15 protein-coding genes and 5 pseudogenes are annotated in these 17693 nt (G+C 42.2%); 12 read left to right on the top strand and 8 right to left on the bottom strand.

Annotated elements, in window-relative coordinates:
• Positions 1-94 precede the first annotated feature (94 nt).
• The 4 genes from AC3D28_RS00355 to AC3D28_RS00370 all read right to left on the bottom strand — a co-directional run bounded on the left by AC3D28_RS00355 (position 95) and on the right by AC3D28_RS00370 (position 3640).
• Complete coding sequence (locus AC3D28_RS00355) at positions 95-688, bottom strand: DedA family protein (RefSeq protein WP_488536026.1); 594 nt, start codon at positions 686-688, stop codon at positions 95-97.
• A gap of 206 nt (positions 689-894) precedes the next feature.
• A complete protein-coding gene (locus AC3D28_RS00360; RefSeq protein ID WP_098416362.1) occupies positions 895-2427 on the bottom strand; it encodes a bifunctional GNAT family N-acetyltransferase/carbon-nitrogen hydrolase family protein in 1533 nt (510 codons plus the stop codon).
• Between the two features lie 108 nt (positions 2428-2535).
• Positions 2536-3435: a LysR family transcriptional regulator gene (locus AC3D28_RS00365; protein ID WP_488535185.1), complete on the bottom strand. Its 900-nt coding sequence runs from the start codon at positions 3433-3435 to the stop codon at positions 2536-2538.
• A 43-nt stretch (positions 3436-3478) separates the two neighbouring features.
• On the bottom strand, positions 3479-3640 hold the full coding sequence (locus AC3D28_RS00370) for a hypothetical protein (protein ID WP_488535186.1): 162 nt from the start codon (positions 3638-3640) through the stop codon (positions 3479-3481).
• Between the two features lie 318 nt (positions 3641-3958).
• Between AC3D28_RS00370 and AC3D28_RS00375 the strand changes: the two genes are divergently transcribed.
• From AC3D28_RS00375 to AC3D28_RS00395, 5 genes and pseudogenes are all read left to right on the top strand, one after another.
• Positions 3959-4609 (top strand): formylglycine-generating enzyme family protein, encoded by a 651-nt coding sequence (locus AC3D28_RS00375; RefSeq protein ID WP_488535187.1) that lies wholly within the window; start codon positions 3959-3961, stop codon positions 4607-4609.
• Between the two features lie 15 nt (positions 4610-4624).
• On the top strand, positions 4625-5263 hold the full coding sequence (locus AC3D28_RS00380) for a molybdopterin-dependent oxidoreductase (RefSeq protein ID WP_488535188.1): 639 nt from the start codon (positions 4625-4627) through the stop codon (positions 5261-5263).
• Positions 5264-5272: 9 nt separating this feature from the next.
• Positions 5273-5500 carry a LysE family transporter gene (locus tag AC3D28_RS00385; RefSeq protein WP_488535189.1) on the top strand — a complete coding sequence of 76 codons (228 nt, stop codon included), beginning with the start codon at positions 5273-5275 and terminating at the stop codon, positions 5498-5500.
• A gap of 60 nt (positions 5501-5560) precedes the next feature.
• Positions 5561-5884, top strand: a pseudogene (locus tag AC3D28_RS00390) (LysE family translocator); the annotation flags it as partial.
• Positions 5885-5900: 16 nt separating this feature from the next.
• Positions 5901-6701: an AraC family transcriptional regulator gene (locus AC3D28_RS00395; protein WP_488535190.1), complete on the top strand. Its 801-nt coding sequence runs from the start codon at positions 5901-5903 to the stop codon at positions 6699-6701.
• 262 nt (positions 6702-6963) lie between these two features.
• Here AC3D28_RS00395 and AC3D28_RS00400 read toward each other — a convergent pair.
• The 4 genes and pseudogenes from AC3D28_RS00400 to AC3D28_RS00415 form a co-directional block, all read right to left on the bottom strand.
• Positions 6964-7496 (bottom strand): annotated as a pseudogene (locus AC3D28_RS00400) (IS5 family transposase).
• Between the two features lie 144 nt (positions 7497-7640).
• Complete coding sequence (locus AC3D28_RS00405) at positions 7641-7988, bottom strand: tyrosine-type recombinase/integrase (protein WP_488535191.1); 348 nt, start codon at positions 7986-7988, stop codon at positions 7641-7643.
• On the bottom strand, positions 7985-8806 hold the full coding sequence (locus AC3D28_RS00410) for an integrase arm-type DNA-binding domain-containing protein (RefSeq protein WP_488535192.1): 822 nt from the start codon (positions 8804-8806) through the stop codon (positions 7985-7987). Before AC3D28_RS00410 ends, AC3D28_RS00405 begins: the two co-directional genes overlap by 4 nt.
• Before the next feature lie 308 nt (positions 8807-9114).
• The gene (locus tag AC3D28_RS00415; protein ID WP_488535193.1) at positions 9115-10365 is read right to left on the bottom strand and encodes a hypothetical protein; all 1251 of its coding nucleotides are present in this window, start codon (positions 10363-10365) and stop codon (positions 9115-9117) included.
• Positions 10366-10762: 397 nt separating this feature from the next.
• On the opposite strand from AC3D28_RS00415, the pseudogene AC3D28_RS00420 reads away from it, so the two are divergent.
• The 7 genes and pseudogenes from AC3D28_RS00420 to AC3D28_RS00450 form a co-directional block, all read left to right on the top strand.
• Positions 10763-10985, top strand: a pseudogene (locus AC3D28_RS00420) (YagK/YfjJ domain-containing protein); the annotation flags it as partial.
• 350 nt (positions 10986-11335) lie between these two features.
• Positions 11336-12013, top strand: a complete 678-nt coding sequence (locus tag AC3D28_RS00425) for an inovirus Gp2 family protein (protein WP_488535194.1) — start codon at positions 11336-11338, stop codon at positions 12011-12013.
• Between the two features lie 60 nt (positions 12014-12073).
• Positions 12074-12754: pseudogene (locus tag AC3D28_RS00430) on the top strand (inovirus Gp2 family protein); the annotation flags it as partial.
• 63 nt (positions 12755-12817) lie between these two features.
• Positions 12818-13417, top strand: a complete 600-nt coding sequence (locus AC3D28_RS00435; RefSeq protein ID WP_488536027.1) for an inovirus Gp2 family protein — start codon at positions 12818-12820, stop codon at positions 13415-13417.
• Positions 13418-13490: 73 nt separating this feature from the next.
• On the top strand, positions 13491-13691 hold the full coding sequence (locus AC3D28_RS00440; protein ID WP_001211742.1) for an AlpA family transcriptional regulator: 201 nt from the start codon (positions 13491-13493) through the stop codon (positions 13689-13691).
• An 81-nt stretch (positions 13692-13772) separates the two neighbouring features.
• Positions 13773-14024, top strand: a pseudogene (locus AC3D28_RS00445) (RNase H family protein); the annotation flags it as partial.
• Positions 14025-14226: 202 nt separating this feature from the next.
• Entirely contained in the window at positions 14227-17619 is a 3393-nt protein-coding gene (locus AC3D28_RS00450; RefSeq protein WP_488535195.1) for a DUF5107 domain-containing protein, read from the top strand.
• Positions 17620-17693 lie beyond the last annotated feature (74 nt).

Below are 17693 nucleotides of genomic sequence, written 5' to 3' on the forward strand. Positions count from 1 at the left end.
CTGGACGTCTAAATGGCTGTTGATTTTTTTCCTGACGAATAAGAGAAAAAGCTCGTGTTACATATCCAATTGATACCACGAGCTTTTATGTTGGCTAACGTGATTGCGTCGATTTGGCTTTTTTGCGCTTGATGACCCCAAAGAGCATCCACATAAACAGAATTGCAGCGAGTGCCCAAACAAGATATTTGTGCTCGGTATACAGGTTGCTAAGCAAGCTAAGGTGTTCGAAGGCATAGTTGGTAAACAAACTGAATACCAACACCCAGACTGTTGCTGCGAGTGCATTGCCGATTAAGAACTCTTTACGTGGCATCTTAGCAATGCCACAGGCAAGGGGCATAAATTGCTTCATGCCTTCAATAAAGCGACTTACCACCAAACATGTTGGCCCGTATTTTTGGATGGAGAGTTGAAGCGTCTGCATTTTTGGCCCAGAAATGTAGCCCTTTTTATCCAGCCAACCTTCAAAGTAGTAACCGATTAGGTAGCCACAGGTATTGCCCAAAAAGCAGCTCAACCAAGACACCATCATCACCATACTTAAGCTCATGACCTGTTCTGAAGAAAGGAGCGATGCTGCGATCATCAGAGACTGTCCTGGCATTGGAATGCCTACCCCCTCAAGAAAGATACTGACGATAAGCGCAAGATAGCCATATTGCTCCAGCAAAGGCTTCATGGACATGAGTAGATCGTTGATATGTTCCAAAAGCTTTCCCCTAATGAAGGCGAAACGAAGATGGAGTGATACTCCGATTGTATTATCCGGTCAATTGTTGTTTCTCAAAAGCACGGAAACTGACATCGTTTTAATAATTCTGGCTAACTTTACGTCGAAGATAAAGAACCCTCGCCAGCCATCGCAGGTGAAAAGCTAACGAGGTGTTGCCACTATTCTTTTGCTTTGGTGAATGCACCATACAAATCGAGGCGGCGATGACGTAAGTTGGTCACTGAGCCTTCGGTATTAAGTTGCTTCAACTTAGTTAGGTCAACGTCGGCAAAGATGATCATCTCAGTGTTGGCGCTGGCTTCTGTTAGCGTTGAGTCGTGTGGGAAATAGATATCGGAAGGCGAGAATACTGCCGATTGTGCGTATTGAATGTCCACGTTATCCACACGAGGTAGGTTCCCAACACTGCCGCCAATTGCAACGTAACATTCGTTTTCGATAGCGCGTGATTGAGAGCAGATGCGTACTCTTTGATAGCCGTTTTTGGTGTCTGTCCAGAAGGGGACAAACACAATTTGTGCGCCTTGTTCGGCCAACATTCTGCCCAATTCTGGAAACTCGCTGTCGTAGCAAATAAGAATACCGACTTTCCCTGCATCCGTTTCAAATACTTGAACGTGATCTCCGCCGTCAATCACCCAATCTCTTTGCTCATGTGGTGTGATGTGGATTTTATACTGTGCGTTGATTTGACCATCACGCTGCAGTAAGTAAGCGACGTTATAGAGTTTGCCGTCTTCGATAACTGGCATACTGCCCGCAATAATATTGATGTTGTAAGTCACCGCCATTTGCGAGAAACGATGTTTTATCTCTTCGGTAAAGCTCGCTAAAAAGCGAATCGCTTCTACTGAGTTTTTATCATTTTTTAATCCCATTAGTGGGGCATTAAAGAACTCTGGAAACAGAGCAAAATCCGCTTTGTAGTTAGCAAGAGAGGAGATAAAAAACTCGGCTTGATCCAATAAATCTTCCAAATCATTCATCGCCCGCATTTGCCATTGCACAACACCGATGCGGATCAACGTTTTTTCTACGTCGTGTACCGACTGAATATCTTCTTCGTAGAAAAAGTTATCCCATTCCAATAACGTTGCGTAGCCTTCAGAGGCGCTGTCTTCTGGTAAGTAACCACGCATAATGCGTTTAACATCGAAATCGTTGGCGAGTTGGAAAGATAAGATTGGGTCGTGCAGTTCTCGGCGCTTAACTTTATTGATGTATTCCGCGACGCTCAACTCATCTGAGTGATTATGGTAATTCGGAATACGACCGCCAGTTAATATTGCTTTGAAATTTTTGCTTCGACACAATTCTTTACGTGCATCATACAAGCGACGTCCTAAGCGAAGGCCTCGGTAATCTGGATGAACAAACACATCTAAGCCATACATCGCGTCACCCGTGACTTGATTTTGGATAACGTTATTTTCAGTAATGATGTCGGTGTATAAGTGAGGAAGTGAAAAACGATTGTAATTTACTTTTATTGTTAATGCTGCACCGATAATCTTGCCATTATCTTCGATACAGATCTGACCATCAGGAAACTGATGAATAAGATCCATAATTGTCAGACGGGGCCATGAGCCACCCACATCTGGAAAAACCAGGTCCATTAGTTCTGCGAGCTCAGGGTAGTCGGTTGGCTCAATGGTACGTAAAGAGAGCTTGGGCGAATTGGTGTCCATATCTTTCAATCCATTTATCCTTTTCAAACAATATTAATGAGAATGCCATAAATTTGAACATACATACACTAATAGCAATTTTGAGCTGCTGTGACTCATACAAATAAGTTAAGCGGAAGCACTGGTATGACTCAGCTTGCTTTTTAACCATTCGTGAAACATCACCACTTTGTTGGCGGATAAGCGATAGTTTGGAATCATCACGTAATAGCCATAACCACTTTCTAATGAAAGGTTGAGGATATGCTGAATATCTCCCCGCTGAATCGAATATCGCGCCATAAAGTCTGGCAGTAGCGCGAAGCCTTTTGTCATTCTGACCGCCTCACAAGCTAGATAAAAATGTTCAAACCCCACAGCGTGATAAGTGATTGGGTTATCCAAAGAGTGGGTGAGTTTGAATTGTTCCCATAATTGAGGGCGAGTGGTTTGAGGAATTAATGGATAATGGTTGATCGCTTGCTTCGTTTTTAATGTAGGGAGAGAGGCGTCGCCCACCAAAAGTAATGTTTCCTTACACAGAAGTTGGCTGTATTCATAATGAGTCGACAAAGGAAGGCATCGGACATGTAGATCACTTTCACCGTGAAGGTTTCTGAGTACGCTATCTCCGGTATGAATTTTTACCCGAACATTGGGATACCGCTGGTGGAAGTCATTAATATGCGGCACCAACCACAAACTCGCAAATGAAGGTGTAACATCTACTACCAGCAGCTCTTGCTCGGTGCCTGATTGAATCAGATTAGCGGTGGCATGCTGTATTAGCCCTAACGCTTCAGTAACTTCTGGTAGGTAACGCTGTCCTTCTTCCGTTAATTCAATACCATTTAAGCCTCGCTGAATAAGAGGCAACCCTACCAGTTGCTCTAGGCTAGCGATTTGTTTGCTTACGGCACTTTGCGTCACACACAATGTGTCTGCTGCTTTAGAAAAACTTAAGTGGTTTGCGACCGCGACAAAGGTTCTCAATGCCCGAATAGAAGGGTACTCACTGCCTTTTAACATTACTCATTTCCATTGAATGCTACTTATTGACAGAGTAGAGGATTTAATCGTTGGTGCAAACTTGTAACCCTCGTCCATCAGTGAGTGTCGTGGTACGGTGAGTAGGCAATGTGGTGGGGGGATAAATAACAGTTTTGTACAATACTTGTGTTAAAGAGAGTTTTATTGTGTAGCGAACGGTAAAAGGAATACACAATGATACCAAACAATGACAATTTTTGGCTTAGGCAAACCCCACACATAACCTCCATAGCAACACTAGGACCAGAAGGCTCAAGCAGCCAATGTGCAGCAAGATATCTATCCAGTCTTATTGGAGAGCAATTAGAAATATTATTATTCAGTACCTTTGAACAAGCGTCAGATCATGTAGAGTCCAATGATACATGTTTACTCCTCGTTGCAAATGCATATCAAAGGGTCGATAACTTCTACATGAATAATCAAACGCTCCTTTTAGGTTCGTTCTTTTTTCTCCTCCAGTCTATTACTAGGCATGTAAAAATATCACTGGTTACATTGAGTGATTTTTATTGATGTTCATCCTGTCACAAATAAAAATCTTGCGGTATTTGTCAATCAAAAAGGCTACGAAAGAGCAGAGTATTGGTCAGAAAACGGATTTAAATTCATTCAAGTAAATGAAATAACAGAGCCGTTGTACGGGCGCAATCCAATGTGGAATGGTGCGAAACAACCTGTGACTGAGATCAGATGGTATGAATCTGAGGCGTACGCAAATTTCGTTGATAAAGAACTATCAACAGAAGCCCAGTGGGAATTTTCAGCCAAAGGTAACGATAATAGGTTATATCCGTGGGGCGACTCCCAACCATCGACTTCAATAGCTAATTATGCTCCAGACTGTGAAACATTAGAACTTGATAGACGCTCTACTGAGTGGGATGACCACCCTCAAAATCGTTCTCCATTTGGGTACATGGATATGGCTGGGAATCTAGCAGAGTGGTGTCGAGATAATTACCAGCCTAACTATTCATGGGATAAGACTAATTCAGATCCTGTCTATATCAGTGTTCGACAAGATGATCACATCGTTCGTGGTGGCTCTGGTCTACATGATGAGGACTACATGCGTTGTACATGTAGAGATAATTATCCACCAACAGTACGAGACAACATTGTCGGATTGCGCTGCGTTAAAAATGTATAAGGGGAGATTCGCAACATGGAAACACCATATATTGAAAAGAAACCTTCTTCTCTTCGTTACTATCAAGAAGGACCGCCAGAGTCATTTGACGCAATAGATATGTCTACTTGGACACTAAAGGTATTTTTACCTTATGAGTCGTCACCGATTCAAATTACATTTGAAGAGCTCCAAAAGATCGCAACTATTACGGAAAATAGAAGAGTTGTTTGTGTATGTAATTGGAGTATCAGAAGAACTTGGACTGGTATTTTATTGGAAGAGCTATTCGAATATTTTGGGAGCAATCCATCGAGGTATCGTTGCTACAACCTTAAACAACTTAGTTTAGGCACAACGAAAGGAGTTTATGATTCAACTATCGAACTTGACAATGCTTTTGAAAACCGAGCTATAAACATTTGGGCTATTGATGGTGCGGCTTTGTCGTTGGAAGAAGGCTACCCAATCAGGTTGGTTGATTTCTCATTATATCGCTATAAGGGAGTCAAGTGTCTATCAGAGTTATATTTAACCGATGAGTTTGAGCAGGGGTATTGGGAGGGGAAAGTTGGCTATTGTAAGACGGGCAAGATAAAACCCAAAAGATATCGAATCGTTGATTTACAAGAGCACCGCTTCATTGATAGCACTGGCGAAGTAACCGATTTTTAAGGAACAATAATGATTTCACTACTAATAGCGATGACAGTTTTCGCACTGGTCACTTCGATCTCACCAGGTCCAGTAAATATTTTAGCCACTGTAACAGGAGCAAATCACGGATATACTCGTACTATGCCTCATATTACTGGCGCAACTTTCGGGTTTGTGTCAATTTTGTTTTTGTTGGGTTTTGGATTATCTCAATTTATGACCGAGACTCCTTATTTAGCAAAGGGTATGACGTAGGTAGGAGGAGGTTTTCTATTATATCTCGCCTATAAAGTTGCCACCCAAGAACCGGCTACTAAAGGTGAAGACTCAGAAGGAAGCAGTGCCGCGCCATCATTCTTACAGGGGATGATGTGTCAGTGGCTGAACCCTAAAGCGTGGATTGTTTCTCTTGCTGGTATTTCAGTTTTTTATACGGGACAAAACGTAGGACAGGAGATACTACTTTTATTCTGTGGGATATTCTTTGTCGTTTGCTACATTTCGATTTCAGCGTGGGCACTACTTGGGGTTACCATCAGTTCTATCATAGGGACCCCTAAGCAGTTCAGGACGTTTAACATTTCTATGGGGCTACTACTAGCGTTAACAGTTATATATACTTTCTTTATATCTAGTTGAAACAATATGAGTTCACATGACTAAACGGCAATTTTACCGATCCGATGTGGTTCCAATAGAACTGCGTTGTTCCACTAATTCAAACGCATGTTACGGCAAGCATACTCACGAAGAGTTCTCTGTTGGATCGGTAGATTCAGGCCAAAGTGATTACTTTAACAATAATATAGACAGGAAAATTGAAATGGGTTCTCTTGTCATAGTGAACCCATTGAAAGTGCACTCATGTAACCCCATTCCGGATACGAATTGGAGCTATAAAATGCTGTATGTATGCCCAAAGTGGTTGAGTAACATACAGTCCACGATAGTAGATAACCCGTCAAAAAAATTTATACCATTCTCGATTATCCATACTAATGATCCCGAGCTCTATTGGCAGTTCCAATCATTGGCTGACTCAATCATAAACAATGTCGGTCAGATGAAGGTAGAGGAAGAAAGCATCACATTCTTTTCTAATTTATTTCGCAACGCCAACAGTCTAGATATCGACGATTTGAGCCTAAAAAAAGCAAATATAACCAAGGCTCATAGCTTTATTCAGAACAACTTTAAAAACAATATCTCCATAAAAGAGATTGCTCATCATTCTGGCTTAAGTGAATACCACTTAATTCATTCATTTCGAAAATCTTATGGGATAACGCCTCATGCCATGCAAATTGCCATGCGGATAAATGAAGCCAAAGTGTTGCTAAAAAAAGGTCACAATATTGCTTCAGTAGCCACTGAGTTAGGGTTTAATGATCAAAGCCACTTTCATCGTAATTTCAAAAAGCTAGTAGCTGCCACTCCTGCTCAGTACAAAGATTAAGCCACATTAGCTCTTCCAGTGAATATTAGTGATGCCTCTGTGTATGGAAACAAATTTCTTGGTAAGAAATCAATTAAAAATAAAATGGTTTTCCGACTCTCACCTCCCGAACAAGGTGGTTGAGTTTTGACCGTTATAACCATTCTGCCAGAAAAAAGAGGGGGAGAAGTGGTGAAATGTTTTTCTGATATACATAGGTAATAAATAAAGGACCAGTATCATATACACTAGGGCGTGTTGACTTTTTCTGTGCATTTCATGTTCAGCAATACATTGGTAGCCACATTAACATAAATGCTAGCGATAACATGCTGACACAATTCCTTTCTAGCTTGTCATATCCTTTATCACAAACGATAATATTAACTTGATCGAGTTGCTCAACTCAACTTTCGACATGCACTATGTCGAAAGTTGACCTTCTGATAAATCAAAGCAAATCGGCAAGCCGCCACTATCCACTGCTAAATAAATTTTCGTTGAATTGCTCCCCCTATAGCTTTTTCCTATTTGTTCAGAGCTTTAAGTAGCCGCACCCGTACTATGTTGATGCGCTCGGACAATAAAGCCACCTAAAAAGACTCATTCAAAATCGTCAGAGCTTGATGACTGATTGAAAAATTTAACTAAGATGTCTTTCTTTGACCAAAGATTAAAACGCCTGTAGACAAAACTCCATTCACCAAACTCTTGAGGTAAATCTCGCCATGGGGTACCTGTTCTCATTCGATAGAGTATTCCTTCAAAAGTCATTCTGTGCTCAGACTTATCATAAATACGACCTGTGCTCTTCACAACTTGTTAATTTAGTAATCGCTGTAATTCAGAAATGTCCAATTCCGAGTTACCACGACTTGTTGTGTTTTGTGACTTATTGTGTTTTTAAGCTACCACCGCCAATGAAACTCTTGATTGAGATGCGTTGACGATATGCTTACTTCACCTATCCATAAGGTCTCTTCTGCGTTCTAGATAGTCTGTACGGTTATACGAACGCTGAGTGCTATCACCAATTGCGTGGGCAAGAGCAGCTTCCACCAACACGAAATCATGGCCATTCTCATTAAGGGTCGTACTAGCCATAGCTCTCATACCATGAGATACCAAGCGATCCTTAAAACCCATTCGCTTGAGTGCCATATTTGCGGTTTGACTATGCATTGGTTTTTTCGGATCTTTAATTGATGGAAACACATACTCGCTATTTCCATTCATTGCTCTCATTGTCTTCAGCAGATTAATTACCTCTTCAGTTAGAGGTATACGGTGTTCCTTTCGTTTTTTCATTCTTTCTTTTGGTATGAGCCATATACTTCTAGTAAATCAAATTCCGCCCATTTCGCGCCAGCCGCCTCATTTGGTCTTGTCATAGTATGAAGTTGAAACTCAATAAGGCAGCGTGTAGAGCGTTTAATGCTCGCGTTTGCTAGTGCATTCATTAGAGCTGGTAGTTCATTTGATTCCAGCTTTTTCATATTTTTCTTAGTGGGCTTTTTAAAAGCAGCTAGGATGTTGCTAATCGGATTTGATTGAAGTAGTCCGCAGTTCATCGCATAGACCATAACTTCATTTAAGCGCTGTGTTAGACGTTTAACAGTTTCCAGAGAACCTTTAGCTTCTACTACCTTTAGAGTTTCGATTACGGACTGTGCTGTAATCATAGATATAGGTTGTGAGCTTAAAGTAGGGAAAACATGAAGCTCAAATGAGCGCCAGATATCCTTCGCGTAGTTTTCGGTTACTTTTGATTTCTTTAGTTCCATCCACTCCAGTGACACATTGAATAGCGTGTGCTTATGTATAGCCTCGTGTTTTTCCTTCTCTTCTTTTTCGTGGTGTTTGGGATCGATGTTTAGTGCTACTAGCTCACGGTAGCCTTCTGCTTTTTTTCTTGCATTAGCTATCGATAGTTTCTTATATGTGCCTAAAGCTATATTAGCCCGTTTTCCTTTAGTGGGACTCTTGTATACAAAACGCCATGACTTCGTTCCATTTGGCATAACTCTAAGTTGTAAGCCTTGCCCGTCACTGAACACTTGTTCTTTTTCGGTTGGTTTAATGCCTTTTACTTTTTTATCTGTCAGTTGAATTACACGTCTTGCCATTTTTAAACCTATTTAGTACCCAAAGTATCTTGGATGAGAGTATAGGGTAATTGGTTGGGTACTAAAAACGTGAGCAGATATGAGACGCGATGAGACAGAATAAGACAGAGAAGTGAGTTAAATAATTGAATTTTTGAGGATTTAGATACAAAAAAGGCCACCCGAAGGTGGCCTTTTCCAAACGTTTGGGCTGGCGTAAGTTGATCTTGTTTGTTAATTTGTTGATTTTATTTAATATTGTTCAGTTTGATTTTTTACGGTGTACCTTGTGGTGTACCTATTGCTTACTATAACGATGAATCTATACTTTAGTCTCGCTTCAGAAGAGGTCTTCCAAAAGTTTTTGTTTCAAATATTTTATCCAAATTTGTAACCTTCTTTTTCTGATCCGATGGCATTGTAAGAGAGTCGTCGTTGGAATCTTGACCTACATTGCCCTCTTTAGCATTTTTTCGATTTTCCAACTCTCTATCGATCAACTTTTTAAGCTTGGCCTTGATCTCGTTTCTTCCATCGCTGCCAGTAAGCTCGATCAACTTAGCCCAATCCACCTCACTGAATGTTAGTGTTTTTTCTTCTTTAGTTTTGAAGGCGTTGCTTTGTGAAGATGAAGACTTAGCTTTTCTTGAAAACGAATCAGTGAGCTCTTTTGTTACCTTCTTAAATGCAACACCTTTGCTGTTTTCATCCCAAACTTCTGATGCAGTAGTAGCACAAAGTACGTCAAAAATGCACATAACGGTGTGTTTTTGTTTAATTGGGTCGTTCGTTGCATTTAAGCCTGTTCCTGGATACTTTTTCATTAAGTAGCGATAATACCAAGTATTCAATTTTTCATCGTTTGAGTTAAACACGTTCCACTCTGTGTTTACGTAACGACAACTTATTTGGTAAAGATTCTCAATATCATTAATTATGTCTAGGATTACTTTTTGGTCGTCTACATTACAAGAAACAGCAATGTACTGAAGTGCCCTGGCGATACTATCCCGAGCTGATGAAGATTTGTTTGGGCAGATGCTTTTTAGAGATGTAAGGAAGTGTGTTTTGTTGGTAGAGTCTAAGTGCATCTGAGCAAATGTACCCAGTGCAAATTTACCAGTATCTACCGTTGACTTTGCTGTTTTAAAGTCAATATTTGTTGCTTTAAAATCAACAGATGTTACAGGGTAAGACAAGTCTGCAATCTCGTTATTGATAACTGCACGCATCAATACTGAGAAGAAATATAGTGGCCTTGGTTCAGATAACCAATCTATCTGTTTACTAATATCTCCTCTTACTTGCTGAGCACGTGAAAATAAAGAGCTAATGAAATCATCCAAATCTTCGCTTTCATATTCAGTTAAATCATTTTCTTCTAAGTGTTTCCATTCAATGTCGAGCTTGTCTCTAATTAACTCTTTTAATGTCGATTGTAGTCCTGATTTATTCTTTCGGCTTAAATCAATAACCTCATCTCTTTTGTGCCCTAATTCCCATTCAATTATATAAATATAAAGTTCTAGGTCTTCTTCTGATGAGTTTTTAATCAGATCTAAATATCTGCTAGTGCTCATGGTCATTCGTTTGTACAGGATTTTTGTCGGTCTAGTGTAGGAGAAATGCAGGAGAATTGATAGTTTTACAACTGAGGTTTGTGGGTTTTTAGTGGGTTTGTCGTCGGTTTTTTGCTGGTTTTTCTATGGAATTTCAGATTCAACTCAGGATTGATGATTTAGAACGTCATTTAGTGATGAACAAAAATTGTACCGTCTATCCAGAACTGATATATAACTTAAATTATTTTTTACTTTGATTGAATTTAATATAATTCATAACTGAAGGATAATCAATTTAACGTTTTTATTTTATATAAACCGACTGGGGCATTACCCTATGGTAATCACATGTGTGAGTTTGAATGAATTAAAAGTTCTAAGGTGATAAGTTTCGAGTGAAATGAGAAATGATTATTCGTATGCGGATTTAAAGGTCATTACTCGATTCTTTAAATCCCTGAATGCCAAACTGGACGTCGATGTCAAACGAAAAGAAAACAACTAGGGAAGGTGCGGAGCTTGAGTAACAAGACCCGTTACATATGGGCAAAAGGGAAGAATACCTCTGAGCAGTATAGTGTCACTATCATGTGGCAGTTTTCTTGAATAAAGACATCTATCATCGACTTGGTGACGTAGTGTGCATTATCGAGATCTCACTCTTCATTAATTAGCTCAACGGATTGTCATTTAACTTGTAACTTACTTGGATTCGAGAGTGGAGAGCGGATATCGATTTTCCACAGTTCAGGGCCTAAGCGTTGATGATTAACTAGCACTTGCTTCTACAGATGGTCAGGAAATGAATACGTAGCAGTTTTTTGCATTGTCTGTCTGGTTAGTATTATTACCGTCATATCTACCATATTGATGTGCTCATTCCATCGGCATAAGTCCATCTACTGAGTCACCCCTAGTGACTCACAGTACGCAATTAAAAATAACGACACAGACCTATCTATGAACCTAAACACAGGAGTAGATAGGAATGAATGTACGTTCTCGCAAAAACAAAAACCTCAGACTGACCACCAAGCCAACCTTTTTGGGTAGACCTATCCAGACCGAGCACGGTCCACTCTACATCGACTACTTAGAAAAAATGTACGATACGGTTGATCTTGCATTAGACGAGTATCCTAGGCTAATGGCTGTTCGTGTGGATTTGAGGTTTCCCAAGCTAAGGAAAAACGAAAAGAGCGGTAATGTGATGACTGACTTTCTACGCTCATTACAGTCACAAATTGATCACTCGGGCAAACGAAAGAAAAGAGAAGGGAGTCGAGTGCATCCCTGCAAGGTTAGAATTGCTTGGGTGAGAGAACGTTCTAGCTCGATAAACGACCACTATCACCTAGTGCTCATGTTCAACAAAGATAGATTTAACTGGTTAGGGAAAACTCAAACACAACAGGAGAACTTAGGCTCCTTTATCGTAGAGGCATGGGCTAGGGTCGCTGGTGTCGACTACGAAGAAGCCAATGGATTAGTACATTTTTCAAAGAGAAGGAATAGCGACAGCGTGGTCATCCATCGCTTGAACAGTAAATCAGAAGAATTCGATGATGCGTTTGACGAGTTCTTTAAGCACATTAGCTATCTAGCAAAAGAGCGCACTAAGCACTTTGGTAGCGGTAGACGCAATTTCGGCCATAGTCACAAGTAGCTTAAAAATTACGGTAGTGACAGTTCCTGTGGGAATCACAACAAACCACAGGAACTCATCATGCCAAATCACATCAGCGTTGCTCACAACCGCTTAGAAGCGTCTAACCACCTCACTATCACTCATGACCGAACGTTTAATGGTAAACCACTCTACTACCATGAGGCTGGTCTTGTCTTTGAATACCTAGAGGGCATCGAGCGAGTACTGACTGAAGCACTAGGCCAATACCCTAAGCTTTGTGTCGCTCACTTTATTGTACGTCTACCGAGTGATTTCGATGGAGACCATTCTGAGGTCTTCAGTCGTTTCTTTCGCACTTTGGAGTTGGAAACCAATGAGTTGTGTCTAATGAAGTACAGGCGTAGATCACACCAATATCATCAAACGGTCATACGCTATGTTTGGTCCAAGGCGTGTGAGTCCACCAGCCAGTACCACCTTGTCTTGTTCTTTGATAAACGGCTGTATCTTTGTTTAGGCAAAAGTAGATTCGGGAGGAGTCGTTACCTGTCCAGAATCAGAAAAGCGTGGGATAGAGTGGTCGAAACCGACTATGGTAGAAAATGCTCAGGACTGGCGTATTCTCCATCTGATGACGTGTACGAACTTCTGAAAGGGGATGAAGCGTTTCCATTACACTTAAATGAGGTTTTCTATCGGATAAGCCGTCTCGCTAAGCCCACCACCAAACACGACGATAACCGTAGTACGAGTTTTGGTTGCAGTTACCACGCACCACTCACCTTAAAAAATACAGCGCGAGTAATTCCTATGCCATTCACAGACTCAGAGGGATTACTCATGTCAAACAACACTAACCTTCCAACCATCACCCATTCGAAAACGTTCAACGACTACCCCGTGTTTTTCAGTGACAAGGGGTTATACGAATCGGCCTTAACCAGAATGACGGAAGTTCTTGAACAAGCAATGGACGAGTTTGACGCGGCTTTGGCAACACGTCTGGATTTGTTTCTGCCAGAAGACCATCAAGATACCGACTTCAGCATCATTAACGATTACTTTACGCTGCTTAAAGAAAAGCTCGATACGGACTCTGTGTTCTATGTGTGGCGCAAGAGAGAGGACAAGGTGCCGTCACACAACTATCGCGTGATGCTGTTTACTGACTACAGCCAGCACTTTGGTCCCGCCATTTGCTGGGAAAAACGCAACGAATTGGTTGAGCACCTTAAAGAGGCTTGGCAAGAAGCGATAGAGAAGCACTACAGCGGCAAAGCGCGTTCATTGGTATTTCTCAATGACCGAGGTAATTATGGCTTGGGGACACGCTGTAGGGAGCAGGACACGAACATCAAACGCACTGTCTTTCATCGCATGAGCAGTCTTTCTGAGGCATGGAAAGAGCAGCGTTACTTCTTTGGCTCTAGTTCCGATTAGACCGACTGCACTTTTTTACAGTGGCGGCTTATTACATGGGTATATACAAAGCAGGAGACGATTCCCAATGACAATGAGATTTCTACGACTTAAAGACGTGATGTCACTAACAGGGCTAGGCCGCTCCACTATCTATAAATTCATGGCTGATGAAACCGACTTTCCTAAAAGTGTACCACTCGGTGGACGAGCAGTGGCTTGGGTAGAAAGTGAAATCGAGGAATGGATGGAATCGCGTCTGAGTATGCGAGACAACCAAGAATCTTTTCAGTAACACAAACATCAAATCACACCATCAATAGGGCGCTGGCTAAGTAAAGTCATGCGCCCTTTTTCAATTAGAGAGAGATAAAAAATGAGATATTCAATTTACGTAGACGGCGCAGCACCAAACAATCAACACGGATGTACACAAGGTGGCATTGGTATCGCAGCCTTTAACGAACACGGTGAACTAGAGTATCAAGATAGCATCACAATCAGACGCAGTACCACCAATGCAGAATTAGAGCTAATGGCCTTAATCGAAGGTCTAGAGTATGCGCAGGATGGCGACGTCATCTACTCAGACAGTGACTTTTGTGTGAAGGGTTATAACGGTTGGTTAGGTAACAATATAAGTTGAGGAAGAGGTCACACTAACCTCTTTTTTATGTGCTTATATTTATAAAAATAAATTCGTCTAATAGTCACATTTACAACTAAACACTGTTTAGTAAAGCCCGTGATTGCTTCATACATTCAGCTAATAAAACATCCCTTACACTGCTTATAACTTAATCATAACAGCTTATAGGTGGTTATAAGTCATGAGTACTAATGCAAAAGCTTGGGTTGAACAGGTTGTTCTTCCTACTTACCCAACGGGCAAGGTGGATTCCAATCCGCTGTTTTTAGAGAACCGTGTTTATCAAGGTTCATCGGGTTCCGTTTATCCTTACGGTGTAATTGATAGCATTACGGATCAAAAAGTCGATCAAAGTTATCAAGCGGTATATATCGAAAATGATTATATCAAAGTTATGCTACTGCCAGAACTTGGTGGGCGCATTCACCGTGCGTATGACAAGGTAAAAGGCCGTGATTTTGTGTACTACAACGAAGTGGTTAAACCCGCTCTGGTTGGTTTATTAGGGCCGTGGATTTCTGGTGGTATCGAGTTTAACTGGCCGCAACATCACCGCCCGACGACCTTTATGTCGAATGATTTCACCATTGATCATCATGATGATGGCGCTGTGACAGTTTGGATGGGCGAAGTTGAGCATATGTACGGTTTGCAAATCATGGCGGGCTTTAAGGTTTACCCAAACAAAGCCCTGATTGAGATCACGGGTAAAGTCTACAACGGTAATGAAACGCCCCGTCAATTCTTATGGTGGTCGAATCCCGCAGTTAAAGGTGGTGACGATCATCAAAGTATCTTCCCGCCTGATGTTACCGCGGTATACGATCACGGTAAGCGCGATGTCTCTAATTTCCCAATCGCTACGGGCGAATATTACAAGGTAGATTACTCGCCTGGTACCGATATCTCCCGATATAAAAATCTGCCTGTACCGACGTCTTACATGGCAGATAAATCGGCTTACGACTTTGTGGGCGCATACAGCCACAACGAACAGGGCGGTTTGCTTCATGTTGCCAATCACCATGTCTCTCCGGGTAAAAAACAATGGACCTGGGGTAACTGCGACTTCGGTATTGCATGGGATCGTCAACTCACCGATACCAATGGCCCTTACATTGAATTAATGACAGGTGTGTTTACCGATAACCAACCCGACTTTACATGGATCGATAGCCATGAAGAGAAGGTGTTTGTCCAGCACTTCTTGCCATACAGTTATCTTGGTAATGTGCATAACGCCAATACTGACGTGGTGATAAAACTTGAACGCTTAAATGGCACACTAGAGTGGGCAGTTTATGCCATTGCGGAAATCACTGATTACACTATGGTGATTTCAGGCGGCAAGAATACAGTGTACGAAACGTCATTAACCATGATGCCGGGTGATACTCGCCAAGGGACGTGCTTACTTGATGGTCAATGTGTCAGTCTTGTCGGCCAGAGCGAACTCACAACAACTAACCGCTTAACCATGACGGTCGCTTCTGCAGATGGTTTCAGCTCGTTATCTTATAGCGAACATATCGCCGCAACGGACGAATCAACGCCAGAACCTGCCACACCGCCCGCATTACCCGCTGATGTCGACAGCGTTGAAGCTTTGTATTTCATCGGCCAGCACCTTCAGCAATACCATCATGCAACGAGAAGCCCAGTTGATTACTACCAAGAAGCGTTAACGCGCGACCCGAACCATTACCAAACCAATGTAGCAATGGCATCGCTGGCGTATGAAGGTGCCGATTACCCCGCAACACTTGGCTACGCCAATGCCGCACTGGCGCGAGCTCATCAACTTAATAAGAATCCGTTATGCGGCAAAGCGAGTTACTTGCGTGGTTGTGCCAATGAGAAGTTAGGCCACTTGGACCATGCCTTTAGCGATGTCTTTAAGGCAACGTGGAGTGCTAACTGCCGTGATACTGGGTTTTTCGCCGCAGCTCGCATTGCCACTAAGCAATCTCGTTGGGGAGAAGCGCTGGATTATGCGAACCGTGCTTTACAACTTAACGGCATGCATTACCAAGCAGCGACTCTGAAAGCGCACTTGCTGATCACGCTGAACCGCGTCACCGAAGCGGCTGCCTTTATTAAAGCGCAAAAAACGATTCAGCCGCTGGGCTATGGGTTGGCTTTCGAGCAATACCAGCTCAGTCAAACAGCCGCAGATTTAGCTTTATTCAAGCACCTAATGAACGGGCGCGAAGCCAATGCGATCCATCTGGTGAATTTCTACTTATCGATTGGGGCAACGGAAAGTGCAAAAACCGTATTAGCTCAGTGTGATAGCCAAGGGGCAATGACTTGTATCTATCAGGCTTATTTGTCTGATGAGAAAGTTGACGTTAAGACGTGGCTAGACACGGCAGCACAAACCTTCGCTGATAACGTGTTGTTCCCCAATACCTTGACGGAAATTGGTGTGCTGGATGCCTTCCCCGATCATTACTTTACTCAGTACTTATTGGGTTGCTTCTTCTACGCCAAACGTAATTATTCTCGCGCAGTACGCCACTGGGAGCGGGTCTTACACCTAAATCCTGACTATGCGCCGGTCTTACGTAACTTGTCGGTTCACGCATACAACAAATGCCAAGATCCACAGAAAGCCATTGAGTTGATGTCGCGTGCGTTTGCACTTTCGCCTGACGATGCCCGTATTTTGTACGAGTTAGATTTTCTTCATCAAGCTGTAGCGACCGAGCCTACAACGCGATTAGAGCTTTTGCAATCGCACTTAGAGGTAGTTGCCAGACGGGATGATTTAACCGCAGAACTGCTCAATTTATACAATATCACAGGGCAGTTAGAGCAGGCTGCTGAGTGTTTAACTACAAGGCAATTTCACCCGTGGGAAGGAGGAGAAGGACGCATTACTGGTCAGTTTGTCGTGAACAAATTACGCACCGCTCTTGGCTTAATAAACCAACATGCGTATACCGAGGCAATTGAATGTTTACAAGGTGCGCTGCATTACCCACATAACTTGGGTGAAGGGCGTTTAGTTGGGCAAACCGATAACGATCTGTATTACTACCTAGGCTATTGCTACCAAAAGCTAGATCAACATCAACTGGCTGCTCAACATTTCAAGTGTGCTACACAGGGTAAACAAGAAATAGGGCAAAGCCGTTATTATAATGACCAACCTGCTGATTACTTGTTCTATCAAGCCGCAGCACTGTATCAGTTGGGTGATACTGAAAAAGCGGTTTCATTATATGAAAATATGGTGGCGTGGGCTGAAGCGGAAGCCGACACACCCGTTGAGACGGACTTCTTCGCGGTATCACTGCCTGCTTTGATTGTGTTTGACGGTGATTTACAGGCCGAGCATCAACAGCATTGCTTATTCGTAAAAACAATGGGGCAGCTAGGGTTGGCGTTGATAACCGAGCAGGGCAATCATATTGCGTACAGCGCAGAAGAACACGATACAGATAAACAATTAACGTTTGAACACACCTTGCAGGCATTGTTAACCCAATCGCCAGCACATACTAAAGCGAACTTATTTAAAGAAGTCGCGCAACATCGCTACGCCTTTGGCCGTTACGGTCAAATGTAATGGATAGGTCACCTCAGGTGATCTATCGCCTGAGGTGACCACAAAACAATAACTTGAATAAACGTGTACCTCTA

This window comes from Vibrio sp. TAP-3B (assembly GCF_057784735.1).